Here is a 23,069-nt window from a genome sequence, read left to right as displayed (position 1 = left end):
ATGCGTTGACCGGAGGAATTCTCCTGGCCGGATGATCGCCCATTGAATGCGTAACGTGCATCGATTTAGAAACCTCACGCTATCCGCCGGCTTCATTGCTTGGTGGTCTTAGCGCCCGTGGCCCACCCGATCCCATCTCGAACTCGGCCGTGAAAGCGGGCAGCGCCGATGGTACTAGTGCCTAAGCACTGGAAGAGTAGGTCGCCGCCAGGCATTGCAGCCGGCGGATGGCGAGAGGTTTGCCCATTCACATGCCAAGGGCTGTCCCGTCAGGGCGGCCCTTTTGGCGTCTTTGCCGCTCGCGTTCGAGGGGCATGATATTGGCGCGGGGTGGAGCAGTCCGGTAGCTCGTCAGGCTCATAACCTGAAGGTCGTTGGTTCAAATCCAACCCCCGCAACCAACCAGCACCCCCGAAAGCCTAGGCTTTGCGGGGGTTTTTGCAGTTTGCGTCATGCGAATCGGTCTCTAGTTGGCCTTCTGCCGGTCGATCTGCGCTTGCGTAGTCAGCGCAGTCTTCCCTTCGGGGGAGGCTGGCGCCTCCGATCTTCTCCATGCAACCCGTAGTGTGCCTGAAAATGGCAATCTGTGCGGCCGCCGTCGGCGAGCTCTCGCGCCGAGCGCTCTCCCGGGATGACCCGCTCGTTTATGCCTAGCGGACTTGCGTATTGCCCTGCCCCGGCAGCCGCGTGCATGGGCGCTTGGCGACACCGCACCTTAGGATTTTCTTAACCACGAACCCTCTAGGGATCGGTGGATTTTGCCCCGGGACACCCCTGCGTATGCCGACCATCCTCGTAGCCGACGACGAGCCGCTATTGCGCGAATTGCTCGAATTCCGGCTGACACAACGTGGTTACGACACGATCCTGGCCGCCGACGGGCGCGAGGCGGTTCGGCAGCTCGAGAATGGGTCGCCCGATGCGGTGGTGCTGGATATGATGATGCCCGTCCATGACGGTCTCGAAATCCTCCGTCGCATCCGGAGTTCGGACGATCATTCCGACACTCCCGTCGTCATGCTGACGGCCCGGCGGGGGGAGAAGGATATTGTCGGCGCTCTCGAACTGGGCGCCAACGACTACCTCGTCAAACCGTTCATGCCGGAGGAATTGCTGGCGCGGCTCGCCCGGCTGCTGAAGGGCGGGCGATGAAGCATGCCCTGTTTGCCCTGGGAGCGATCCTGCTGGCCGGATCGGCGCCCGCCCGCGCCCAGGACGATGCCTACGCCGCGGCGGTGGCCGCCCGGAGGAATGGCGATCCGTTACGGGCGATCTCCATTCTGGAACCGATCATCGCCGCCGACCCGCGCAATAGCGATGCGCGCGTTCAACTGGGCTACGCCTTGCTTGCTGCGGGGCGGCTCGACGCCGCCGAAGAGCAGTTCCGCGCCGTCGTCGCGGCGGCTCCCGATTACACCGACGCACGCGAGGGTCTGGCGCTGATCGCGCAGCGCCGGACACACCCTGCCGATGAACGCGGTTTCGTCCAGGTGGAAGGCGCGCTTTCCGATCTGGGTGAGGGCATCGCCGACTGGCAGGAAACCGCAATCGCCGTCGCCCTGCCCGCCGGCGCCACGGACCGGATCGGGGCCGGCCTGAACTGGTATCGCCGCTTCGGCGGTATCGAGGATACCGAGGCCAGCTTATCCTACGTGCATCGCTCTGGCGACGATACCTGGCTACGCCTTGGCGCGAGCTTTACGCCGCAGGCCGATTACCGGCCTGAAGCCGGATTGAGTGTCGGTCTCGATCACCGGCTGACAGCGGGGCGGAACGCTCTGGTCGCGGGCCTCGAAGGAAGCTGGCGTCGCTTCCCCGCGCAGGACGTCTGGCAGATCTCGCCCTCGCTCACCCGATATGTCGCGTCAGGGCGCGGCTCCGTCACGGTGCGCGTCAACGCACTCGCGCCCGAAGGCGACGATCTTCGTCTGGGTGCCCAGGCGCGCTTCGACTGGCATCCTGCCGAACGCCGGCGGTTGTTCGTCGGCACGGGATACGGCCCCGAAACCGCTCTGGGCGTCGTCACCGATACATGGTCGCTTTACGGCGGCGGCGAGTGGCCGCTGGGCGAAGGCTTGTCGCTGGTCGGCAGCCTGGCGCGCGAATGGCGCGACGGACCGGTCGACCGCACGGAGGCGCGGCTCGGGGTGCGGGTAGCCCTGTGACGTCGCTGCTGTTCCTGTGGGAGATTTCGCTGGTGCTGTGCGGCATTGGCCTTGCCTGCCTGCTCGCCCTGATCGTCGCGCGCCTGTTCTCGACCCATTCCGCCGACGCGCGGCGAGAGGCGCGGCGCGAGATCCTGCCGCTTCTTCTGGAAGACGGCGGATACGCCGGCCAGTTACGGGGAATGGAACTCGACGTGGCGACCGCGCTGACCATGGAACTGGCGGAGATGACCGCCGGATCGGAGCGTAGCGCGATGCTCGCAAGGGCCTCGGCGCTCGGCGTGCCCGGGCATCTTGAACGGCAGATGCATTCTCGTTCGGCGCAGACACGACTGACCGCGGTGGAGACGCTGGCGCTGTTCGACGAATGCGGAAGGCAGGCGCGGGCGGCGCTGGACGACGACAACGCCGACGTCCGCCTCGGTGCAGCTCTCGCCATAGCTCGCCGCGACGATGCCCCGCCGCCCGCCGTGATGGTCGAGAAACTGCGCGTGGGGTCGGAAGAACGCTCGCTTCTGCTCGTCTCGCTGATGTCCGACCTCGCCGAACGCGACCCCGGCGCGGTGGCGGCGATCCTGTTCGAGAAGGACATGCCCTACGATGCCAAGGTGGCGGCGACCGATGCCCTGTCGCGCACGGGTAGCGAATACGCACCGCTGCTGGCGACCATGGCGGCGGCCGCGTCGGGTGAATCGGACCTGCAACCGCGTATTTTCCGGGCGCTCGGACGCACCGGCCACCCGGCCGGACGGGCCTCCATCCTCGAAGGCCTGCACAGCGATGAATGGCCGGTGCGCGCTTCCGCCTCTGAAGCTGCCGGCAGGGCGGTGCTGGTGGATGCCGCGGAACGTCTGGGTGAATTGCTGGGCGACGAGAACTGGTGGGTCCGCTTTCGCGCGGGCGAAGCGCTGCTGCGCCTCGGTCCTCGTGGCATCGCCGTCTTGCGCGTGGCGGGCGACAGCGACGTTCCGGTCGCGCGCCTTTCCGCAGAAGCCATCCTTGCCGAGGGCCGCGCGGCATGAGCCCCGCATTGCCGATCGACTGGGCAGACTGGATGGTGGCGTGTGCCGAGGCAATCGCCCTGGTCGTGATCGTGACGGGTCTTTTGCAGACCGCGTTCTATTTCGTACAGCTCGTCTATGCCGGGGCGGCGCTGGCCGGGCGACCGCCGGTACCGCGCAGCGCGACCCTGTGGCGTCGGTATTCGGAGCAGGCGCCGGCGATCAGCGTCCTCGCGCCCGCCTATAACGAGGAACTCAACATCGTGGAGAGCACGCGCAGCCTGCTGGCGTTGCAATATCCCGATTTCGAGGTGATCGTCATCAATGACGGGTCGAAGGACGCCACGCTGCAACGGCTGATCGACGCCTACGGACTGGCCAGGGTTGATCGCTTCGTCGACGGCGCGGTCGCCCATGCCGATATTCGCGGCTTCTACGCCTCTCCCGACGTGCCGCGACTGCTGGTGGTCGACAAGGAGAACGGCGGCAAGGCCGACGCGCTCAATGCCGGCATCAATTGCTGCCGCACGTCGCTGTTCTGCGCGATCGACGCCGATTCCATCCTCGAGAGCGACGCGCTTTTGCGCGTGATACGTCCCTTCATCGACGATCCGCATCTCACCATAGCGGCGGGCGGCACCATCCGCATCGCCAACGGCTGCCGGGTCGATAGCGGGCGCATCGTGGGCATCGGCCTGCCACGCAGCTTTCTGGCGCTGGTGCAGATCGTCGAATATCTGCGCGCTTTCCTGATGGCCCGCCTCGGCCTGTCGCGGATGCAGGCGCTGACGGTCATCTCGGGCGCGTTCGGCCTGTTCAAGCGCCGCCATGTCGTCGAGGTCGGCGGATACAGCCATGCGACAGTGGGCGAGGACATGGAACTCGTCATCAAGTTGCATCGGCTGATGCGCGACCGGGGGCAGGAATACCGTATCGATTTCATCGCCGAGCCGGTTTGCTGGACCGAATGTCCCGACAGCCTGCAAATCCTCTCGCGCCAGCGCGCCCGGTGGCAGCGCGGCGCGCTCGAATGCTTCGCCAAGCACAAGGACATGCTGTTCAATCGCAAGTACGGCCGTATCGGCTTCGTCGGGTTCGGCCAGATCCTGCTGGTCGACGTGGTCGGCCCCCTGATCGAGGTGCTGGGCTACGCGCTGATCCCGCTTCTGTGGGCCTTGGGATTGCTGGCGCTGCCCTGGCTGCTCGCTTTCCTCGCGATCACCTTCACGCTTGGCCTGTTCCTGTCGATGGCCACCCTTGTGCTCGAGGAAATCCAGTTGCGCCGTTTTCCCAGGGCACGCGAGCTCGCCGTGCTGGCCGCCGTCGCGGTGCTGGAAAATTTCGGCTACCGGCAACTGTCGAACTTCTGGCGCCTGCAGGGCTGGTGGCAATGGATGCGCAAGAAGCAGAACTGGGGCACGATGACCCGCAAGGGGTTCGCCACGAGCGGGGGCTGACCCGCCCGCTCAGTCGGGTAGCGGCGCAGCGTCGAGCAGCGCGATGACCCGGTGCGCCGCGGCGGCGTGTTCCTCTCCTGCATCCACCGTCGCCTCCAGCGCCAGCGCGGCATCGCCAAGCGCGAGAAAGCCGAGCATCGGGGCGATGCCCGCCAGCTTGTGCGCCTGATCGCGCAGCGCGGGGCGATTGCAGGTTGCGAGCGCGGCCTGCAATATCTCGCGTTCCTCGGCCATTCGTTCGGCGAAGCGTGCCTTAAGGCTTGCCATGCGGGTGTCGAACTCGGTCACGCGGCGGCCAGTTCACGAACCTGGGAGGACAGCGTCATCGGGTCGAACGGCTTGGCGATGATGCCCTTGGCATCCAGCGTGGCGAACGTCTGCAATTCCGTCTTCTGCGCGCGGGCGGTGACGAAGATGACCGGGAGGTCCGCCAGTGCCGGTTCCGCCCGCATGCGCGAGAGCAGTTCCGGCCCGTCCATGCCCGGCATCATCACATCGAGCAGGGCTACGTCGGGTCGCCATTCCGCGGCCAGCGCAAGCGCCGCTTCACCGCCATTCGCGGTGCGGACTTCGAAACCGGGATCGAGCGAGAGTGAGATTTCCGCGATCTCGCGGATATCGGGTTCGTCATCGACATACATAACGCGTATCATGCTGCTTTCCTTCGACGTTCCAGCAAGGCCAACGTCGCTGCGACCAGATCGTTCACCGATGCGCGCCCTTTCACGAGCACGCGGTCGGCGCCGGGAGCGAGGCCGGGTGCCTCCTGCGCGCTGAAAACGAGAATCGGGATTGCCCTGTCCCGCCTGCGGAGTGGTACGATCAGGTCCGCGCCGTTGTCGGGATCCAGACCGATATCTATGATGGCAGCGCGGAAATCACCCGATGCGGCCAGCGCGGCGGCGTCCTCCAGCGTGTCGGCCGGCACGACGATCGCCTTCCCGGCGAACGCGGCCGCCACCACGCTGAGGGTGTCGAGATCGTCGTCGACGTGGAGGATACGGGGCAGGGCGTCATCGTCCGCTGCCGGGGCCGGTGCGGTATCGGCCGGGGCGAAGGGCAGATCGAAGCGGAACACGGTCCCGCCCCCGGCCCGATCCTCGAAAGCGACCTCGCCCCCGTGACGCCTGGCGATCTCGCGGGCGATCGACAGGCCGAGCCCGGTGCCGCCCTTGGTCCGGCTGTCAGAGGCATCGGCCATGGCGAACTTTCCGAAGATGCGGCCGCGGAAATCCTCCGGAATACCCGGCCCACGGTCGCGCACTTCGATGCGCACCATCTCGCGGTGGTGGTTGGCGAAGATCTCGACCTCGCCGCCCCTGGGCGAATGCTTGATCGCGTTGGAGACGAGGTTGGTGAGCAGTTGTTCCAGCCGGTCGGGATCGCCCTTTATGCATTGCGGCCAGGGGGGGAGGGTGGCTGTCAGCGTGACCGCGTGCTGTTCGGCAAAGCCGTTCATGGCCGCCATCGTCCGGCGCACGAGCGGGGCGACCTGCATCCGGCGCAGATCGAACTCCATCTTTCCCGATTCGATCTTCTCGATGTCGAGGATGTCGTTGATCAGGCGGATCAGACGCTCGCAATTGGTGCGCGCGATATCGACCAGCCTCGCTGCCTTGTCGTCGAGCGGACCCACGGCGCCCGCCCCAAGCAGCCCGAGCGAACCACCGATGGAGGTCAGGGGGGTGCGCAGTTCATGGCTGACGGTCGAGACGAATTCGCTTTTCAACTGTTCGGCGCGCTTGCGATCGGAGATGTCGCGAACGGCGACGACATAGCGCCGGGCGCCGCCGTCGCCGGAAACCGCACTGATGGCAATCTCGGTCTCGAAGGTGGAGCCATCGGCGCGCAGTCCGGTGAATTCCTGCCGCCGCCCCGCACCGTGCTTGCCGGCCGCCCCGATGGTGGAGAGCCACGCGGCGCTTTCCTCGGGCGAGTATTCGGCTTGCATCAGGGCGAGATTGTGCTGCCCGATCAGCTCTTCCGGACCATAGCCGAACATGCGGCTGACGCTGGGGTTCATGCGCAGGATGCGGCCGCGCTCGTCCAGCAGCATCATGCCGTCCACTGCGCCGTCGAACATCGCCCGCTGCCGCTCGGCGAATTTCTCGGCACGGTCGAGCGCGTCGCGCCGCTGCGCGATCGAGCGACCGATCAGCACGGTCAGCGCGATCAGCAGGAGCGCGAGGCCTGCGAGCAGGGCGAGAACGGTCCGTTCGACATTGCCGCGCGACCCGCGGTTGGCGGCGGTGAGGCTGCGCAGCCGTGCCTCCTCTGCTCCGTCGAGCCGCGCCACTTCGGTTCGAATGGCATCCATGATCCGCTTGCCGCGCCCGGCGGCGATCCGCTCGCGGGCCACTTCGGGCCGTCCCTCGTGGACCAGCGCGATGTTGCGCGCGGCGTTGTCCAGCTTGGCGAGGCTCAGGCGCTCGAGTGCCGCAAGGTCGCCGTCCGAAATGGTGTCGCCGCTTTCCGCCAGTTCGCGAAACACCGCCCCGCGGCGCCGCATCGCATCGTCATACGGTCCGAGGAAGCCCGGGTTCTGCGTGATGACGTAACCGCGCACGCCGGTTTCGGCGTCGATGTGCATCACCAGCAATTCGGCGAGGGCGTCGCGCGTCGATGCAGTCCGCTCGATCGTCTCGCGAAGGTCGCGCACTTGCGCGAATTCCTGGCGTACGAAGAAGAACACCGCCGCCAGGATCAGCGGCACCAGAAAGAGCGCGACCCCGGTCGCGATGCGACCGATCTGACGCGAGGAAACAGGCGATCGAGGCACGGCGGGCAAGGCTTTCGCGGCGGTTCTACCGTACTCCCATAGTCAACACATCCTTAACATCAGGTATCGCAGTCACCTCGCGCCGTTGCGGAACCATCGGCCCTCGCCAAACGCTCTTTCGCTTTAGAAGCAGGAGGTTTTTCATGGCCGCACGCGCCTATTGGCAGGGGCAGATCCGCCTCGCGCTCGTGTCCATCGCGGTAGAAGCCTATTCCGCCGTGAAATCGGGCGCGAAGATCAGCTTCAACCAGATCCACGAACCGTCGGGAAAGCGCATCCATTACGAAAAGGTCGTCGACGGGATCGGCCCTGTCGACCGCGACGAGATCATCAAGGGTTACGAGATATCCAAGGGCAATTACGTCCTGCTCGACGAGGAGGAGATCGAGGCGGTCAGGATCGAGAGCAAGAAGACCCTCGAACTGGTGCAGTTCGTGGAAGCGCACGAGATCGACCCGCTCTATTTCGAAAAGCCCTACTACGTCGCTCCGGCGGACGACCTGGCCGAGGAAGCCTTCGTCGTGCTGCGGGAGGCGCTGCGCAAGGCTAAGAAGATCGGGCTGGGCCAGTTGTCCGTGCGCGGTTCGGAAAAGCTCGTGGCCATCAAACCGTGCGGCAAGGGCCTGCTGATGGAAACGCTGCGCTATGCCGACGAGGTCAGGAAAGGCCAGTCCTTCTTCACCGAGATAGACGACAAGGAAGCACCGCAGGAGGAACTGCTCGATCTGGCGACCACGCTGATCGACAAGCGCACCGCTCCCTTCGATGCCAGCGAATTCGAGGACCACTACGCCGACGCGCTGATGAAGCTCATCGAGAAGAAGGCGAAGGCGAAAGACGGCAAGAAGGTTCTGGAGGAGGTGGACGAGCCTTCGGCTGGCAAAAAGTCCAACGTGATCGATCTGATGGCGGCTCTGAAAGAATCGGTGAAGGAGGAAAAGCCGGCGAAGAAATCGTCCGGTTCGTCTTCGAAAAGGAGGAAAAGCGCCTGATGGAGCTGAACGCGCCGACGAACATTCACTGGCTCGATTTCGATGTCATGTCGCGGCTGGGAATAGCGGCGGCGCTCGGCCTGCTGCTCGGGCTCGACCGCGAGTTGCGCGGACACGCCGCCGGAATGCGCACGCACGGTATCGTGTGCGTCGCCGCCGCCGGCATGGTCGTCTCCGTCCTCGCGCTCTACAACCAGCTCGGCGGACTGCGCATGGACCCGCTTCGCCTGTTCGAGGCGGCAGGCGCGTTCATCGGAATCATCGGTGCCGGCCTGATCGTCTTCAGCAAGGGGCAGGTCCATAACCTTACGACCGCCGCGCATCTCTGGCTGGCGACGATACTCGGCATCGCCTGCGGTGCGGGGCAATGGCCACTGGTCGCGATCCTGTCGGTGGTGAGCCTGGTGATGGTCACGCTGCTGCGCGTGGTGGAGGGCTGGTTCGGCCCGGAAGGCCGCCGCCTTGACCGCGACCTCGATGGGAGGCCCGAGCAATGACGAACACCGCCGATCCGCTAGCGAAATACAATGCCAAGCGGGACTTCGCGAAGACGAAGGAGCCCGCCGGCAAGCGCGAAAGCAGCGAGAGCGGCAACATCTTCATGGTGCAGAAACACGACGCGACCCGGCTGCACTGGGATCTCCGGCTGGAGGCGGACGGCGTGCTGAAAAGCTGGGCGGTAACGAAAGGCCCCTCGCCCGATCCCGACATCAAGCGGCTCGCCGTCAGGACCGAAGATCACCCCATGTCCTACGCCACGTTCGAGGGGACCATTCCCGAGGACGAATATGGCGGCGGCACGGTGATGCTGTGGGATCGCGGAACGTGGGAACCGGTCGAAGGCAAGAGTTGGAAGGATATCGACAAGGGGCATCTCCACTTCACGCTCCACGGCGAACGGATGAAGGGCGAGTGGCTGCTCATCAGGCTCAAGCCGCGCGAGGGGGAGAAGCGCGAGAACTGGTTGCTGCGCAAGTTGCAGGACGAATTCGCAGGCGAGGGCGATACGCTGGTGCAGCGCGAGCTGACAAGCGTATCGACGGGGCGTTCCATGGCGCAGATCGCTGGCGACGAAGAGGGTGAATTCTCGCTTGAAGGCAAGGAGGGCAGGGAATTCGCGAAGCAGATGGAGAAGGCGCACAAGCGGACCAAGACCGTCGGCAAGGGCAAGGCGAAGGGCCCGAAGGCGTCCGGCAAGCCGCCGGCGTTCCGCAAGCCTCAACTCGCCACGCTGGTCGATACGGTTCCCGCCGGGAACGGCTGGATGCACGAGATCAAGTTCGACGGGTACCGTGCCATGATCGCCTGCGCGGGCGAGACGGTAAAGGTCTATACCCGCAGCGGCAAGGACTGGACCGACAAGTTCGCGCCACTGGTCGATGCCATCGCCGGTCTCGATCTCCCGCCGTGCCTGATCGACGGGGAAATCACCGCGCCGGGCAGCGACGGCAACCCGGATTTCTCCACGCTGCAATCGGTGCTCAAGCGCGGCCACGGCGAGCAGGGCGAGGGGGACGCACTGGAGTTTCATGCCTTCGACCTTCTCGAGGCGAACGGCGAGAAACTGGACAAGCTTACCAACATCGAGCGCAAGGAGCGGCTGGAAGGCCTGCTGCGCGGAGCCGGGCCACCCGTGTACATCGCCGACCACGTGATCGGGGCGGGCGAAAAACTCTACGCCGCGATGTGCGACGCCGGGCAGGAAGGCATCATCTCCAAGAAGATCGACGCGCCCTACCGCGCCACGCGAACGAAGGCCTGGGTGAAGGTCAAGTGCACGCGGCGGCAGGAGTTCGTCGTCATCGGCTACAAGGTCAGCAAGGCGAAAGGTCGCCCGTTCTCCTCGCTTTTGCTCGCGCAGAACGAAGGCGGCGATCTCGTCTACAAGGGCAATGTCGGCACCGGCTTCACGATGGACGAATTGCAGGGTCTGGCTGCGAAGTTGCACCGGATCGAACGCAAGACGCCGCCCGCCGATGTCGACAAGGCCAGCAGCCGGGGCGTCACCTGGGTCACGCCGAAGCTGGTCGCAGAGATCGCCTTTGCCGAATTCACCGCCGACGGAAACGTGCGGCACGGTTCCTATCTCGGACTGCGATCCGACAAGGACGCTGCCGACGTCACGCCCGAAAAGCCCGCCGCGGCCCCCTCCGATACCGGGCCCGAGGTGGAGATAAGCAGCCGCGACCGGGTGGTCTTTCCCGAGAGCGGGCAGACCAAGGGCCAGCTCGCGGATTATTATGAAACGGTTGCGCCGATCATGCTGCCGTTTCTCGCCCGCCGACCCGTCAGCCTGGTGCGCTGTCCGCAGGGCAGGGCGAAGAAATGCTTCTTCCAGAAGCACGACGCGGGTTCGTTCGGCCAGCACGTCCATGCGGTACCGATCTCCGAAAAGGACGGCGGAACCGAGGACTATCTCTACGTCGAGGACGGGGCTGGCATTCTCGGCTGCGTGCAGATGGGGACGATCGAATTTCACGGCTGGGGAAGCCATGTGGCCGATGTGGAAAAGCCCGACCGCATGGTTTTCGACCTCGATCCCGACGAGGGACTCGATTTCGCCGATGTCAGGCGCGCGGCAAGGGACATTCACGACCGGCTGTCCGATATCGGTCTGGTCAGCTTTGCCATGCTGTCGGGCGGGAAGGGCGTACATGTCGTCGTGCCGCTGACCCCGGGCCATGACTGGGATACGCACAAGGATTTCAGCCGCCGCTTCGCCGAGGCGCTGAGCCTGGCGGAGCCGGACCGGTTCACCGCGAACATGAGCAAGGCGAAGCGCAAGGGAAAGATCTTCATCGATTACCTGCGCAACCAGCGCGGCAGCACCGCGGTGATGCCCTATTCCGCCCGCGCCCGCGAAGGCGCGCCGGTGGCGGTGCCGATCGCGTGGGGCGAGCTGAAGAAGATGAAGGACGCCCGCCTCCATTCCATCGACGACGCCAAGCGATTGTTGGCGCGGGCGCAGTCCAAAGGCCTGGCCGGATGGGGGTTTGCCGAACAGACGCTGCCCGAGGTCTAGACTTCCAACTGTCACCCGCAGCGCCTACATCGCCACCCATGCTTCAAGACCAGAATCGCCGGCGCTTCCTGCAAGCCACTGGCTCCGCCTTCGCCGCTCTCGCCGCCAGCGGGTGCATGCGTGTCCCCGTCCGGTCCGCCGCCGCGCCCGGCGCCGCCCCCACGACCACGCTCGTGCCCGATCCCGCCGGCATCCTCGATTTACCGCCCGGGTTCTCCTATCGCGTACTGTCCCGGCTCGACGACGAGATGAGCGATGGCAACCGCGTGCCCGACCGGGCGGACGGCATGGGCTGCTTCGATCTGGGCGGCGGCAAGCTGGCGCTGGTCCGCAATCACGAACTGTCTCCGCAGCACGATAATGGCGGGGTTTCGGGCAAGGCCTACGATACCGTAGCGCGCAGCCTCGTGCCGCTTCCCGGCGGAACGACGACGATCGTGCTGGACGCGCATACGCTGGAGGTCGAACGGGTCTATCGCAGCCTGGCCGGTACGATCCGCAATTGCGCCGGGGGGATTACCCCTTGGGGCAGCTGGCTTTCCTGCGAGGAAAATACCGATCGCGCCAATGGCCGCATCAACAAGGACCATGGTTACGTCTTCGAAGTGCCCGCCGATGCCGGCGGACTGGTCGACCCGGTCCCACTGAGGGAAATGGGCCGCTTCAATCACGAGGCCGCCTGCGTCGATCCGGCGACGGGCGTGGTGTACATGACCGAGGACAAGCAGGATTCGCTGTTCTACCGCTTCATTCCCGCCGTCCCCGGCCAGCTTGCGCGCGGGGGCAGGTTGCAGGCGCTGATGCTGAACGGCGTCGACGACACCAGCAATCGGGAAAGCGTGCAGGTGCAGGTCGGTCAGCCCGTCGCGGGTCGCTGGATCGACCTCGACAATGTGGAATCGCCCGAGGACGATCTGCGCCAGCGCGGCCACGCGCAGGGCGCGGCGATCATCGCCAGGGGCGAGGGCATCTGGATGGGTGATGGGGAGATGTACTTCACCGCCACCAGCGGCGGCGCGGCGGAGGAGGGGCAGATCTTCCGCTTCCGTCCTTCGACAGACGAGTTGACGCTGTTTTTCGAGAGTACCGATATCGCGCAGTACAGCTACGGCGACAATCTGTGCGTCGCGCCGAGCGGGCATCTGGTGGTATGCGAGGATCAGTATACCGACACTGTCGACAACCACCTGCGCGGGATCACACCGTCCGGACAGTCCTACGATCTGGGTCGGATCCGCATTCAGACCGAGCCGGCCGGCGTCAGCTTCTCCCCCGACGGGCGCACGATGTTCATGAACATCTATTCGCCGGCCATGACGCTGGCGATCCGCGGGCCGTGGCAGGATCTGTGGAATGGCTGAGGCAGGCAAGCCATCGGTCCTGTTCGTATGCCTTGGCAATATCTGCCGGTCGCCGCTTGCGGAAGGCGCGTTTCGGGAGGCGGCGCGCACACGCGGCCTCGATATCGAAATCGACAGCGCAGGAACGGGCGAATGGCATGTCGGCGATCCGCCGGACGATCGCGCGATTGCGCAGGGGCACAAGGTCGGCATCGACATTTCCGGCCTGCGTGCTCGGCAGGTAGAGGAAGCGGATTTCACACGGTTTACGCACATCTACGCGCTCGATGCGCAGAACCTTGCCAATCTGCGCCAGCTTGCGCCGGATAATTCGACAGCCGAAATCGCGCTGTTGCTCGACGCGGTTCCGGGATGGGAGGGAAAGCCGGTGTTCGACCCCTATGAAGGGGGCGCCTCCGTGTTCGAGAAGACCTGGCATATCGTGAAGACCGCCGCAGACGCGCTGGCGGACCGTTTCGCAGCGTGAGCCGCATCGCGCGCATCGCCGAAATCGCCGGTTCAACGGTTTCGGACATGCGCGAGCTGGCTGGCGGCGATCTCGGCGGGGCGACGTTCGTGACGCTTGCGGACGGGCGAAAGCTCGTCGCCAAGACGGGCGAGGGTACCAGGCGCGAGGCGGCCATGCTGCGGGCCATTGGCGATGCCTGCGGTCGCGCGCCCGAGGTGATTTTCGCCGAACCGGGGCTGTTGCTGATGGAATTCGTCGATGGCGGCGGCAGGCCCGATGCCGAAGGGTGGTGCGATCTCGCCGCCGTCCTTGGTCAGCTTCACGCCGCGAACGGCACCCGCTACGGCTGGGACGCGGACCACGCCTTCGGGCCGGTGGCGATCACCAATACGGCCAGAGACGACTGGCCGACCTTCTGGGCACGCAACCGCTTGCTGTGTCATGGCGAGAAAATTCCCGCGGGCGTCGCCGGGCGGTTGGAGAGCCTGGCGAAACGGTTGCCCGACCTGCTTCCCGCCGAACCGCGCGCCGCGCTGCTGCACGGCGACCTGTGGGGTGGCAACGTCCTGTTCGGCAAAGGCCGCGTCGCCGCGTTGATCGACCCCGCCTGCTATTACGGGCATCGCGAGGTCGATGTGGCGATGCTCACCCTGTTCGATCACCCACCGGCCGCCTTCTTCGATGCGCTGGAGCTTGATGCCGGCTGGCGGCAGCGTCTGCCCGTCTACCGCCTGTGGCCGCTGCTCGTGCATCTGCGGCTGTTCGGCCAGGCCTATCTCGGCGCGGTCGGCCGGGCGCTGGACGAATGCGGGGTCTGAGGGCCGCTCGAACGGGGAAGCCGGAACCGGGGACCGCCCCGCCGCGTCGATAGGGCACGACCCATCACGATCACGATAGGACAAGGCACATGCAGCGTTTCAAGGACAAGACCGTCATCGTCACCGGCGGTAGCTCGGGCATCGGCAAGGCAACCGCGACCCGGTTCGCACAGGAGGGCGCGCGAGTCGTCATTTTCGACATAGCGGACGATCTCGACAGCATGGCAAACGCGATCGAGGGCGACGTCAGCGCCCGCAAGCTCGATATTCGGGACAGCGCAGCGGTGAAGCAGGCGATAGATGCCGTGGCGGGCGAGCACGGCGGCATCCACGTCCTACATAACAATGCCGGTGTCGCCGTCATGAAATCGCCGACCGATCATACCGATGACGATTGGGACAAGGTCATGCGGACCAATGTCGACGGGATGTTCTACTGCTCGCGCGCGGCAATTCCGCATCTGGAAGAGAGCGGCGGATGCATCGTGAACACCAGTTCGGTTTCGGGCCTCGGGGGTGATTGGGGGATGCTGGCCTACAACACCTCGAAGGGCGCGATCAGCAACTTCACCCGGGCCCTGGCGCTCGATCTTGGCGCGAAGGGCGTCCGGGTGAACGCGGTCGCCCCGTCGCTCACCGATACGCCGCTTGCCGAGGGCATCACGGGCGATGAAAAGCTGATGGACAGGTTTCGCGATCGCATGGCGCTTCAGCCGCCCGAACAGCCCGAAGATATCGCGGCGGTGGTCGCCTTCCTCGCGAGCGACGATGCGCGCATGGTGACAGGCGCGGTAGTGCCGGTGGATGGCGGGGTGACGGCGTCGAACGGCCAGCCGCCGATCGGCTAGCTCAGGTCAGACCGGCGACTTGCGCCAGTGCCCGCTCGGCCCATTCGGGGCGGCAGATCAGCAGGTCGGGCAGATAGACGTCGCGCTGGTTGTATTCCATCGGACTGCCGTCGATTCGGCTGCAATGCAGTCCGTGCGCCTTCGCGACGGCAACGGGGGCGCAGCTGTCCCATTCGTACTGACCCCCGGAATGGAGATAGATTTCCGCCTCGCCGCGCACGATCGCCATGGCCTTGGCCCCGGCGCTTCCCATCGGCAGCAGCTCACCCCCCAGGGTCTCCGCCAGCGCGACCGCCTCGGCCGCGGGGCGCGTGCGACTGACGACGAGGCGCGGCCGGTCCGAAGCCGATCGAAGGTCGGCAGGTTCGTCGCTGCGGAGCACCACCCCGCCATCCAGACCCGGCAGCGCGACCGCGCCGATCTCCGCCACGCCGTCGATCGCAAGACCGACATGCACCGCCCAGTCCGATCGGGCTTCCCCGTATTCGCGGGTGCCGTCCACCGGATCGACGATCCAGACACGTTTCTTGTTCAGCCGTTCGAGCGTATCCTTGCTTTCCTCGGACAGCAGCCCGTCCTCGGGGCGCTGCTGTCGCAGGGCGTGCACGAGAAACTGGTTGGCGGTCTCGTCCCCGGCCTTGCCCAGCGCCTTGCCTTCGAACATGCCGCTCTCGCGTACCTGCAGAAGGATCAGTCCGGCCTGGTACGCGAGGTGCGCGGCGAGTTCGCCATCGGTCATGGAACGCGGATGCGATCGAGCATCAGGCATCTCCCAGCAACCGGTCGATGATGATGTCGGCGGCCTCGTCGGGGGTTATCGAAGTGGTGTCGATACGGATCTCGGCGTTCTCGGGTTCTTCGTAGGGACTGTCGATCCCGGTGAAGTTCTTCAGGTTTCCGGCCCTCGCCTTGGCATAAAGACCCTTTTCGTCCCGCGCTTCGGCGACCTCGAGCGGCGTATCGACAAACACTTCGATGAACTCGCCTTCGGGCAGCATGTCGCGCACCATCTGCCGTTCGGCGCGGAACGGGCTGATGAATGCGGTGATGACGATGGTGCCCGCATCCGCCATGAGCTTCGCCACTTCGCCGACGCGGCGGATATTCTCGATACGGTCGGTATCGGTAAAGCCGAGATCCTTGTTCAGCCCGTGGCGGATATTGTCTCCGTCGAGCAGGAAAGTGTGCCGGTTCATCCGGTACAGCTTCTTCTCGACTATGTTCGCGATGGTGGACTTGCCGCTACCCGACAGACCGGTGAACCAGAGCACCGCAGGCTTCTGGTTCTTGAGCGCGGCGTGCTGGTCGCGGGTGATGTCCACGGACTGCCAGTGCACGTTCTGCGAGCGCCGGAGGCTGAAATTGATCATGCCCGCCGCGACCGTCGCGTTCGTCAGCTTGTCGATCAGGATGAAGCCGCCCAGCGGCGCGCTTTCGTCGTAAGGTTCGAAGGTGATGGGCTTGTCGGTGGTCACTTCCGCCACGCCGATGGCGTTGAGCGACAGGGTCTTGGCCGCCAGATGCTCGAGCGTGTTGACGTCGATCTCGTATTTCGGCTGTGCGACGGTGGCCGTCACCTGCTGCGTGGCCAGTTTGAGCCAGTAACCGCGACCGGGAATCAGATCCTCGTCGCTCATCCACACGATATTGGCTTCGAACTGGTCCGCGCGTTCGGGTGGATCGTCCTTCGCGGCGACCACGCTGCCGCGCGAGCAATCGACCTCGTCATCGAGCGTAAGGGTGACGGCCTGACCGGCGACCGCCTCGTCTAGATCGCCATCCGCCGTAACGATGCGCGCAACCGTACTGGTCTTGCCCGAAGGCACGATCCGCACCGCATCGCCCGGCTTCACCGTGCCGGCCGCGATGAGGCCCGAGAAACCGCGAAAATCGAGATTGGGGCGGTTGACCCACTGGACCGGCATGCGGAAGGAGGCGTCCTGTGCCGCGGCGCTTTTCAGCTCGACGGTTTCCAGATGCTCGATCAGCGATGGTCCTTCGTACCACGGCGTATTGGCGGACGGGGCGGTGGTGATGTTGTCGCCCCTGAAACCGGATATCGGGATCGGCGTGAAGTCCGCGATGCCGATCTCGCTTGCGAAACTGCGATAGTCGGCAACGATGTGTTCGAAGGTCGGCTGGTCGTAATCGACCAGGTCCATCTTGTTCACCGCCAGCACGATATTCCGGATGCCGATGAGATGGGCGAGGAAACTATGCCTTTTCGTCTGCGTCAGGACGCCTTTGCGCGCGTCGATCAGGATGACGGCCAGGTCGGCCGTGCTGGCCCCCGTCACCATGTTGCGGGTGTATTGTTCGTGACCGGGGGTGTCGGCGACGATGAACTTGCGTTTTTCGGTGGCGAAGAAGCGATAGGCGACGTCGATGGTGATACCCTGTTCGCGTTCCGCCGCCAGCCCATCAACCAGCAGGGCGAAGTCGATTTCCTCGCCTTGCGTGCCCACGCGCCTGCTGTCGGCTTCCAGCGCGGCGAGCTGGTCTTCGAAGATCATCTTCGAATCGTAGAGCAGGCGACCGATCAGGGTCGATTTGCCGTCGTCCACGCTGCCGCAGGTGATGAAGCGCAGCAGCCCCTTGTTCTGATGCTGTTCCAGATAGGCTTCGATGTCTTCCGCGATCAGCGCGTCGGTCCTGTAGGAGGAATCGGTCATCAGAAATATCCCTCCTGCTTCTTCTTCTCCATGCTGGCGTCGCCCGATTCCTTGTCGATCACACGGCCTTCTCGTTCGGACGTGGTGGTCAGCAGCATTTCCTGCACCACTTCGGCCAGGGTGGAGGCCTCGCTTTCGACCGCGCCTGTCAGGGGGAAACATCCGAGCGTGCGGAAGCGGACGGACCGCATGGTAATTTCGGGCCGCCTTCCCATGACCCGCTCCAGCCGTTCGGGATCGTCGGCCATGAACAGGCCGCCTTCATAGGTATAGGTAGGCCGCTCGGCCGCGAAATAGAGCGGTACGATCTCGATCTGCTCCCGCATGATGTATTGCCAGATGTCGAGCTCGGTCCAGTTGCTCAGCGGAAAGACGCGAATGCTTTCGCCCTTCGCTTTCCGGGTGTTGTAGATGTTCCACAGTTCCGGTCGCTGGTTCTTCGGATCCCATCCATGGCTCGCCGTGCGGAAGGAGAAGATGCGTTCCTTCGCGCGGCTTTTCTCTTCGTCGCGCCGCGCGCCACCGAACGCCGCATCGAAGCCATGCTTGGTGAGCGCCTGCTTCAGCCCTTCGGTCTTCCACATGTCGGTATGCAGCGCGCCGTGGTCGAACGGATTGATGCCACGCTCCTCGGCTTCCGGGTTGCGGTGGACGATGAGGTCCATGCCGGCATCCTCGGCTGCCTTGTTGCGCAGCCTGTACATGTCCTTGAACTTCCACGTGGTATCGACATGCATGAGCGGGAAGGGCGGAGGAGAGGGATGGAACGCCTTCTTGGCAAGGTGCAGCATGACGGCGCTGTCCTTGCCGACCGAATACAGCATCACCGGCCTGGCCGACTCGGCTGCGACCTCGCGGATGATATGAACGCTCTCGGCTTCGAGCCGCTCGAGATGGGTCAGACCTTTCATGGGGCCGGTCACTGCCTTGTGCGCTGCACAAGGGCAAGTGACATGACGGATCGAAAATCTTTCGGGCGAAGTAGCCCGAAATGGTCAGACTAGCCGAAGGGCGTCCATTCCTCGCCCTGGCCTAGCGGGGCGAAGATGTCGTCCAGCATGGTGGCGCTGATGTCCTCGGGTCGATCGGGCTTCCACGCCGGCGCGTTGTCCTTGTCGATCAGCACGGCCCGCACGCCTTCGGCGAAGTCGTGCCGCATCATCATCCGGGAAGCGACCCGGTATTCCATCGCCATGTTCGCGGCGAAATCGGTGCACTGCGCGTTCTGCGCGAACTGCCGCAACGCCACCTTTCCCGTCATCGGGCATTTCGCCTGGACGGCCTTCAACTCCTTCGCCGCCCAGTCGGCCGAATCTCCGGCAAGCGCGTCGATGATCGCCTCGAGTTCGGCTGGAGCGAAAAGCTTGTCGATACTTTCCGCGTTGCCCGCGATGCGCGGTTCGGGCGCGACGATCGCAAGGTCGCCGAGTACCGCGTCGATCTCTTCACCCGACATCATCCGGCGCTTCGCCTCGGCGACGCCGTCTTGTGCGAGGTAATGGGTCGCAAGTCCGGCCCAGAGACATTCCGCCCCGTCGAGCCGCGCCGCGGTGAGCGCCAGGAACTTGCCGGTCTCACCCGGCAGGCGCGGCAGGTAATGCCCGGCGCCGACATCGGGAAACAGACCGATGGATCCTTCGGGCATGGCGAACATGGTGTTCTGTGTCGCCACGCGGAAATCGCATGGCTGCGACAGGCCGACCCCGCCACCCATAGTCACCCCGTCCATGAAGGCGACGGTCGGCTTGGGATAGGTGAACAGCAGATGGTTCATGCGATATTCGTGGAAGAAGAAGGCCCGGCCCGCCTCGCCGCCGTCCTCCAGTGCGGATCGGCGAACCATCGCGACATCGCCGCCCGCGCAAAAGCCGCGCGTACCGTCCTCGTGGTCGATCGCCACGGCGCGCACGGTATCGTTGTCTCGCCAGGCGAGCAGCGCCTCGTTGATCGCCTCGCACATGGCGGTGGTCAGCGAATGCAGCGCCCTGGGCCGGGTTAGCGTGATGCGCCCGATGCCGGCTTCGATCTGCGTGCGGACGTCGTCGGTCATCTGGGTGTTCTCCGTTCAAGCGGGGGAGGGGGCGGGATGGTCCGCCGGTCCGAAGCGGGCGATCACGCCGCCGTTACTGTCGCAGCAGGTCGCGGCCCACGATCATCCGCATGATCTGGTTCGTTCCCTCCAGAATAGAATGGACGCGCAGGTCGCGCCAGAAGCGTTCCACCGGGTAATCCTGCAGATAGCCGTATCCGCCGTGCAGTTGCAGCGCGCGGTCCACCACCGCGCTGCCGGTATCGGTCGCCAGCCGCTTGGCCATCGCCGCGAAACGGGTGCGGTCGGGCGCGCGGGAAGTGACCTTCGACGCGGCGAGATACAGCAGTGCCCGCGCAGCCTCCAGTTCGGTAGCCATGTCGGCGAGGGTGAACTGGGTGTTCTGGAAATCGGCCACGGACTGTCCGAACTGCTTGCGTTCCTTGGTATAGCGCAAGGCCTCGTCGAGACACCTCTGGGCCCCGCCCAGCGAGCAGGCTCCGATGTTTAGCCGGCCGCCGTCAAGCCCCGACATGGCGATGCGAAAGCCCTCGCCCTCGCCGCCAACCCGGTTGCCGGCGGGAACCCGCACGCTGTCGAGATTGACCGTCGCCGTCGGCTGCGAATGCCAGCCAAGCTTCTTTTCCTGCGCGCCGAAGGTCAGACCCTCGCTGTCCTTCTCGATCAGCAGGCAGGAAATGCCGCGCGGACTGTCGTCTCCGGTACGGCACATGACGAAATACAGGTCGTTATGGCCCGCGCCGGAGATGAATTGCTTGGTGCCGGTGACCAGGTAATCGTCGCCGTCACGCACGGCCTTCGTCTTGAGGGCCGCCGCGTCGGACCCGGAGCCGGGTTCGGTCAGGCAGTACGAACCGAGCAGCTCGGCCGAGATCATGTCCGGCAGGTATCTGGCCTTCAGCTCTTCGGACCCGTAGGTATCGAGCATCCAGGCGGTCATGTTATGGATGGACAGGAACGCGCTGGTCGAGGGGCAGCCATAGGACAGCGCCTCGAATATCAGCGCCGCCTCCAGTCGCCCCAGGCCGATGCCGCCGCCGTCTTCGCTGACATAGATTCCGCCGAAACCGAGTTCGGCCGCCTCGCGCAGAACGTCCACGGGGAGCGTGTGCTCCTCGTCCCATTTCGCGGCGTGGGGCGTGATGGCATCCGCCGTGAAGCGGCTGGCCATGTCCTGAATGGCAAGCTGGTCGTCGGTAAGCTGGAACTGGTCTGTCATAGGTCTCTCCGGCTGCGCCTCCTGTCATCGCGGCGCGCAGCGGGCAACCCCGTTTCTGAGCAGGTCAGTTGGCCGCGGTGCCCCACCCTTGCGCGGCGAGCGAATCCTCGGACGACGGATCGAAGCCCTGGGCATCGTCCATCGGAGCGGGATCGAACCCTTGCGTCTCGTCCATTAGCGAGGCGGCATCGGCATCGACGACCAGCGGTTCGTCGCCGTCCGTTCCCTCCGTAGTTCCGCGCTGCTGGTCGCGCAGGCGCAGGACGGCATCGCGTTCTTTCGGCGTCACGGTGCGCGCCGGGGCGCGTGGCGCGGCCGGCGCAGCGGACGCCGCACGCGCGGCGATCTGCGCTTCTGCCGCGGCCTGCCGTTCGGCGAGCGGATCCTCGCATCCGCTGAGGATCACGCTCGCGCCCAGCAGGCAGAGGACGGCGGACATTCTGGCGACGGCAATCACGGCAAGGCGGCTCTCTTCGGTTGTCGATCGTCAACCGCAATACACCCGCAATATTACCAAATCGTCGTCATAGCTGATGTTCAGGCGATCGGCGCGGTAGTCCATCGTCACGGCGGTGCGCGGCGGGATCCAGCGCAGGTTTGCCGCGCGGGCGAGTTCGAGCGCGCGGGCGCCGACGGTCTCGCTCGCCTGGCGACCGACCAGGGATTGCGCCGGCGCCGCGTCGCATTCGCCCGACGGTTCGCGCACGCGAATGGGCTCCTCCCCGCCCGGCGCGGGCATCGTCGTGCAGGCCGATACCGATGCGAGGAGACAGGCCGCCAGGCCGGAACTGCGCAGGTTCATAGGTAATCCTTCCTCTTACGGGCAGCGGGCATATCGAAACGGGCCGGGCGTCGCGTCTTCTCCGAATTCGCGCCTTACCAGGGTCGATCCTTCGTCCTGCGTCTCGAGCGCGGTATCGCGCGACCAGGTCATGCCTTCGCCGGTGAAGTCGAAGGTCGCCCGGATACTGGTGGGGGATGTCGTCGCAATATCGCTCAGCGTGGCCCGCGCTTCGTAGAAAGTCAGCGATGTCGCATCGATGGTCAGCAACCCCTTGGCATCGGCGCGGTCCGGTTCGCAATCGGCGACGTTGAGTCCCCAGCGGCCCTGAAGGGCAGCCGGGATAGAGGCTTCCGCCTCAGTCCCCGTCACGGAAGGAGTCGGAGGTTCGGGCGCCGCCGCCGCGTCCGTTCCTGGTTCTTCCGCCTGCGAAATGATCGGCCGTTCTTCACCCGGATCGCCGCCGCCGTCGCAGGCCGCCAGCATTGCCCCAATTACGGCAAGGGGCAGGGCGAACGTGAAGTGACGAACCATGAAAGACAGGCCTGTCGCTGTTGCACTCAAGCCTCGTCAACGCGCGAGGCGCGAAGCCTTTCCCCGAAGCGCGTCGTCAGGTCAGCAGAGCGAGACTGACCCTTCCGCTTCCGGCGCGGATGAGGCCGATCGCCCGCGCTGCCGCCAGGGAAAGGTCGATGACGCGGTTGCCGTGATAGGGTCCGCGATCGTTGATCCGCACGATCACGCTGTCGCCATTGCGCGGGTTGGTCACGCGTACCCTGCTGCCGAGCGGGAGGGTCCGGTGCGCGGCGGTCAGGCTTTCGGGGTCGAAGCGCTCCCCGCTGGCGGTGCGGTTCCCGGCAAGTTCGTCACCGTAATAGCTGGCGTGGCCTTCGCCGAGCGCGCTTTCCCGGGGGGAAGGGGGCGGCGGGGACAAGGCGGCAGGCTGGACCTCGGGCCGTTCCGGCAACGCGGGAACGTCGAACTGGGAAACCGCATGGTCCTCGACACTGGCCACTCCCCTGCCCAAGGGCACGACGTCGGAACGCGGGCCGGAATCGATGGCGACCGCGCTCGCCAGAATGGCGCACAGGGCCAGGCTGAAGCCCAGTCCGGCACCAAGTATCTGGCGCTGCGATTTCAGGCGCATCAGCGCGCGTAGCCGCTCGCGGCGACTGGGGAGGTGGTGGGGGTGATCGCGGTGTCGATCGGGCGTCGTTGGAAAAGTCCTCATATATCAAGAAGGAACCGCCGCCCCGCCCTGTTCCGAATTAACCGTACAGGCTAAACGCAGGGATATGCCTAACCATCTTCACTGCGCGATTGACCGTGTCACGGCGCCGCCGTAAGTCCGGGCGCACCCGCGGGTGTAGCTCAATGGTAGAGCAGCAGCTTCCCAAGCTCCCATAATCGGCGGATTTCTGCGGTTTCTGCTGTAAACCGGGCAAGATTGGGCTCC

General features: G+C 65.2%; 23 protein-coding genes, 1 tRNA gene and 1 rRNA gene. 13 read left to right on the top strand and 12 right to left on the bottom strand.

Annotated elements, in window-relative coordinates:
• The first annotated feature begins 98 nt into the window (after positions 1-98).
• From rrf to EG799_RS04685, 6 genes are all read left to right on the top strand, one after another.
• Positions 99-213, top strand: a 5S ribosomal RNA gene (gene rrf / locus EG799_RS04710).
• A gap of 111 nt (positions 214-324) precedes the next feature.
• Positions 325-401 (top strand) — tRNA-Met (locus tag EG799_RS04705).
• Positions 402-780: 379 nt separating this feature from the next.
• On the top strand, positions 781-1,152 hold the full coding sequence (locus tag EG799_RS04700; RefSeq protein ID WP_123879008.1) for a response regulator transcription factor: 372 nt from the start codon (positions 781-783) through the stop codon (positions 1,150-1,152).
• Positions 1,149-2,165, top strand: coding sequence for a YaiO family outer membrane beta-barrel protein (locus tag EG799_RS04695; protein ID WP_123879006.1), 1,017 nt, complete (start codon positions 1,149-1,151; stop codon positions 2,163-2,165). The genes EG799_RS04700 and EG799_RS04695 overlap by 4 nt, the downstream gene beginning before the upstream one ends.
• Complete coding sequence (locus tag EG799_RS04690; RefSeq protein ID WP_158611020.1) at positions 2,162-3,187, top strand: HEAT repeat domain-containing protein; 1,026 nt, start codon at positions 2,162-2,164, stop codon at positions 3,185-3,187. The genes EG799_RS04695 and EG799_RS04690 overlap by 4 nt, the downstream gene beginning before the upstream one ends.
• Positions 3,184-4,623: a glycosyltransferase family 2 protein gene (locus tag EG799_RS04685; protein WP_199798269.1), complete on the top strand. Its 1,440-nt coding sequence runs from the start codon at positions 3,184-3,186 to the stop codon at positions 4,621-4,623. The genes EG799_RS04690 and EG799_RS04685 overlap by 4 nt, the downstream gene beginning before the upstream one ends.
• 9 nt (positions 4,624-4,632) lie before the next feature.
• Here EG799_RS04685 and EG799_RS04680 read toward each other — a convergent pair whose 3' ends face one another.
• Genes EG799_RS04680 through EG799_RS04670 form a run of 3 tightly spaced genes read right to left on the bottom strand, consistent with a single transcriptional unit; the run spans position 4,633 to position 7,402 of the window.
• Positions 4,633-4,911, bottom strand: coding sequence for an Hpt domain-containing protein (locus EG799_RS04680; RefSeq protein ID WP_123879002.1), 279 nt, complete (start codon positions 4,909-4,911; stop codon positions 4,633-4,635).
• On the bottom strand, positions 4,908-5,276 hold the full coding sequence (locus tag EG799_RS04675) for a response regulator (RefSeq protein ID WP_123879000.1): 369 nt from the start codon (positions 5,274-5,276) through the stop codon (positions 4,908-4,910). The genes EG799_RS04680 and EG799_RS04675 overlap by 4 nt, the downstream gene beginning before the upstream one ends.
• Positions 5,273-7,402 (bottom strand): ATP-binding protein, encoded by a 2,130-nt coding sequence (locus tag EG799_RS04670; protein ID WP_158611019.1) that lies wholly within the window; start codon positions 7,400-7,402, stop codon positions 5,273-5,275. Before EG799_RS04670 ends, EG799_RS04675 begins: the two co-directional genes overlap by 4 nt.
• A 143-nt stretch (positions 7,403-7,545) precedes the next feature.
• Between EG799_RS04670 and ku the strand changes: the two genes are divergently transcribed.
• From ku to EG799_RS04635, 7 genes are all read left to right on the top strand, one after another.
• Positions 7,546-8,394 carry a non-homologous end joining protein Ku gene (gene ku, locus EG799_RS04665; RefSeq protein ID WP_123878996.1) on the top strand — a complete coding sequence of 283 codons (849 nt, stop codon included), beginning with the start codon at positions 7,546-7,548 and terminating at the stop codon, positions 8,392-8,394.
• A complete protein-coding gene (locus EG799_RS04660) occupies positions 8,394-8,891 on the top strand; it encodes an MgtC/SapB family protein (protein WP_123878994.1) in 498 nt (165 codons plus the stop codon). The genes ku and EG799_RS04660 overlap by 1 nt, the downstream gene beginning before the upstream one ends.
• Positions 8,888-11,416 (top strand): DNA ligase D, encoded by a 2,529-nt coding sequence (ligD, locus tag EG799_RS04655; protein WP_123878992.1) that lies wholly within the window; start codon positions 8,888-8,890, stop codon positions 11,414-11,416. Before EG799_RS04660 ends, ligD begins: the two co-directional genes overlap by 4 nt.
• A gap of 38 nt (positions 11,417-11,454) precedes the next feature.
• Positions 11,455-12,777, top strand: coding sequence for an alkaline phosphatase PhoX (locus EG799_RS04650; protein ID WP_123878990.1), 1,323 nt, complete (start codon positions 11,455-11,457; stop codon positions 12,775-12,777).
• Complete coding sequence (locus EG799_RS04645; RefSeq protein ID WP_123878988.1) at positions 12,770-13,243, top strand: low molecular weight protein-tyrosine-phosphatase; 474 nt, start codon at positions 12,770-12,772, stop codon at positions 13,241-13,243. Before EG799_RS04650 ends, EG799_RS04645 begins: the two co-directional genes overlap by 8 nt.
• A complete protein-coding gene (locus EG799_RS04640) occupies positions 13,240-14,043 on the top strand; it encodes a fructosamine kinase family protein (protein WP_123878986.1) in 804 nt (267 codons plus the stop codon). Before EG799_RS04645 ends, EG799_RS04640 begins: the two co-directional genes overlap by 4 nt.
• A gap of 89 nt (positions 14,044-14,132) precedes the next feature.
• The gene (locus tag EG799_RS04635; protein WP_123878984.1) at positions 14,133-14,891 is read left to right on the top strand and encodes an SDR family NAD(P)-dependent oxidoreductase; all 759 of its coding nucleotides are present in this window, start codon (positions 14,133-14,135) and stop codon (positions 14,889-14,891) included.
• 1 nt (position 14,892) lies between these two features.
• On the opposite strand, the gene EG799_RS04630 is transcribed toward EG799_RS04635, so the two are convergent.
• The 9 genes from EG799_RS04630 to EG799_RS14320 all read right to left on the bottom strand — a co-directional run bounded on the left by EG799_RS04630 (position 14,893) and on the right by EG799_RS14320 (position 22,844).
• Positions 14,893-15,630, bottom strand: coding sequence for a 3'(2'),5'-bisphosphate nucleotidase CysQ (locus EG799_RS04630; RefSeq protein WP_123878983.1), 738 nt, complete (start codon positions 15,628-15,630; stop codon positions 14,893-14,895).
• Positions 15,631-15,652: 22 nt separating this feature from the next.
• Positions 15,653-17,563, bottom strand: coding sequence for a sulfate adenylyltransferase subunit CysN (gene cysN, locus EG799_RS04625; RefSeq protein WP_123878981.1), 1,911 nt, complete (start codon positions 17,561-17,563; stop codon positions 15,653-15,655).
• Entirely contained in the window at positions 17,563-18,474 is a 912-nt protein-coding gene (cysD, locus tag EG799_RS04620) for a sulfate adenylyltransferase subunit CysD (protein ID WP_123878979.1), read from the bottom strand. The genes cysN and cysD overlap by 1 nt, the downstream gene beginning before the upstream one ends.
• 89 nt (positions 18,475-18,563) lie before the next feature.
• Complete coding sequence (locus tag EG799_RS04615) at positions 18,564-19,613, bottom strand: enoyl-CoA hydratase/isomerase family protein (RefSeq protein ID WP_123878977.1); 1,050 nt, start codon at positions 19,611-19,613, stop codon at positions 18,564-18,566.
• A 73-nt stretch (positions 19,614-19,686) separates the two neighbouring features.
• Positions 19,687-20,832, bottom strand: coding sequence for an acyl-CoA dehydrogenase family protein (locus EG799_RS04610; protein WP_123878975.1), 1,146 nt, complete (start codon positions 20,830-20,832; stop codon positions 19,687-19,689).
• A 64-nt stretch (positions 20,833-20,896) separates the two neighbouring features.
• Complete coding sequence (locus tag EG799_RS04605; RefSeq protein ID WP_123878973.1) at positions 20,897-21,271, bottom strand: hypothetical protein; 375 nt, start codon at positions 21,269-21,271, stop codon at positions 20,897-20,899.
• Between the two features lie 48 nt (positions 21,272-21,319).
• Positions 21,320-21,634, bottom strand: a complete 315-nt coding sequence (locus EG799_RS04600; protein WP_123878971.1) for an I78 family peptidase inhibitor — start codon at positions 21,632-21,634, stop codon at positions 21,320-21,322.
• Between the two features lie 15 nt (positions 21,635-21,649).
• A complete protein-coding gene (locus EG799_RS04595; RefSeq protein ID WP_199798268.1) occupies positions 21,650-22,147 on the bottom strand; it encodes a hypothetical protein in 498 nt (165 codons plus the stop codon).
• Between the two features lie 76 nt (positions 22,148-22,223).
• Complete coding sequence (locus EG799_RS14320) at positions 22,224-22,844, bottom strand: septal ring lytic transglycosylase RlpA family protein (RefSeq protein WP_325051101.1); 621 nt, start codon at positions 22,842-22,844, stop codon at positions 22,224-22,226.
• Between the last annotated feature and the right edge of the window lie 225 nt (positions 22,845-23,069).

The organism is Aurantiacibacter spongiae (assembly GCF_003815535.1).
Taxonomy (GTDB): Bacteria; Pseudomonadota; Alphaproteobacteria; order Sphingomonadales; family Sphingomonadaceae; genus Alteraurantiacibacter; species Alteraurantiacibacter spongiae.
Note: the sequence above shows the minus strand (reverse complement) of the source record. Positions and strands in the feature narration are given on the sequence as shown.

What these genes read in the sequence shown, in the direction of transcription:
- EG799_RS04700 (WP_123879008.1), top strand. Translation starts at nt 781, where the DNA reads ATGCCGACCATCCTCGTAGCCGACGACGAGCCGCTATTGCGCGAATTG.
- EG799_RS04695 (WP_123879006.1), top strand. Translation starts at nt 1,149, where the DNA reads ATGAAGCATGCCCTGTTTGCCCTGGGAGCGATCCTGCTGGCCGGATCG.
- EG799_RS04685 (WP_199798269.1), top strand. Translation starts at nt 3,184, where the DNA reads ATGAGCCCCGCATTGCCGATCGACTGGGCAGACTGGATGGTGGCGTGT.
- EG799_RS04675 (WP_123879000.1), bottom strand. Translation starts at nt 5,276, where the DNA reads ATGATACGCGTTATGTATGTCGATGACGAACCCGATATCCGCGAGATC.
- ku (WP_123878996.1), top strand. Translation starts at nt 7,546, where the DNA reads ATGGCCGCACGCGCCTATTGGCAGGGGCAGATCCGCCTCGCGCTCGTG.
- EG799_RS04660 (WP_123878994.1), top strand. Translation starts at nt 8,394, where the DNA reads ATGGAGCTGAACGCGCCGACGAACATTCACTGGCTCGATTTCGATGTC.
- ligD (WP_123878992.1), top strand. Translation starts at nt 8,888, where the DNA reads ATGACGAACACCGCCGATCCGCTAGCGAAATACAATGCCAAGCGGGAC.
- EG799_RS04650 (WP_123878990.1), top strand. Translation starts at nt 11,455, where the DNA reads ATGCTTCAAGACCAGAATCGCCGGCGCTTCCTGCAAGCCACTGGCTCC.
- EG799_RS04645 (WP_123878988.1), top strand. Translation starts at nt 12,770, where the DNA reads ATGGCTGAGGCAGGCAAGCCATCGGTCCTGTTCGTATGCCTTGGCAAT.
- EG799_RS04635 (WP_123878984.1), top strand. Translation starts at nt 14,133, where the DNA reads ATGCAGCGTTTCAAGGACAAGACCGTCATCGTCACCGGCGGTAGCTCG.
- EG799_RS04630 (WP_123878983.1), bottom strand. Translation starts at nt 15,630, where the DNA reads ATGACCGATGGCGAACTCGCCGCGCACCTCGCGTACCAGGCCGGACTG.
- cysN (WP_123878981.1), bottom strand. Translation starts at nt 17,563, where the DNA reads ATGACCGATTCCTCCTACAGGACCGACGCGCTGATCGCGGAAGACATC.
- cysD (WP_123878979.1), bottom strand. Translation starts at nt 18,474, where the DNA reads ATGAAAGGTCTGACCCATCTCGAGCGGCTCGAAGCCGAGAGCGTTCAT.
- EG799_RS04615 (WP_123878977.1), bottom strand. Translation starts at nt 19,613, where the DNA reads ATGACCGACGACGTCCGCACGCAGATCGAAGCCGGCATCGGGCGCATC.
- EG799_RS04610 (WP_123878975.1), bottom strand. Translation starts at nt 20,832, where the DNA reads ATGACAGACCAGTTCCAGCTTACCGACGACCAGCTTGCCATTCAGGAC.
- EG799_RS04605 (WP_123878973.1), bottom strand. Translation starts at nt 21,271, where the DNA reads ATGTCCGCCGTCCTCTGCCTGCTGGGCGCGAGCGTGATCCTCAGCGGA.
- EG799_RS04600 (WP_123878971.1), bottom strand. Translation starts at nt 21,634, where the DNA reads ATGAACCTGCGCAGTTCCGGCCTGGCGGCCTGTCTCCTCGCATCGGTA.
- EG799_RS04595 (WP_199798268.1), bottom strand. Translation starts at nt 22,147, where the DNA reads ATGGTTCGTCACTTCACGTTCGCCCTGCCCCTTGCCGTAATTGGGGCA.
- EG799_RS14320 (WP_325051101.1), bottom strand. Translation starts at nt 22,844, where the DNA reads ATGAGGACTTTTCCAACGACGCCCGATCGACACCGCGATCACCCCCAC.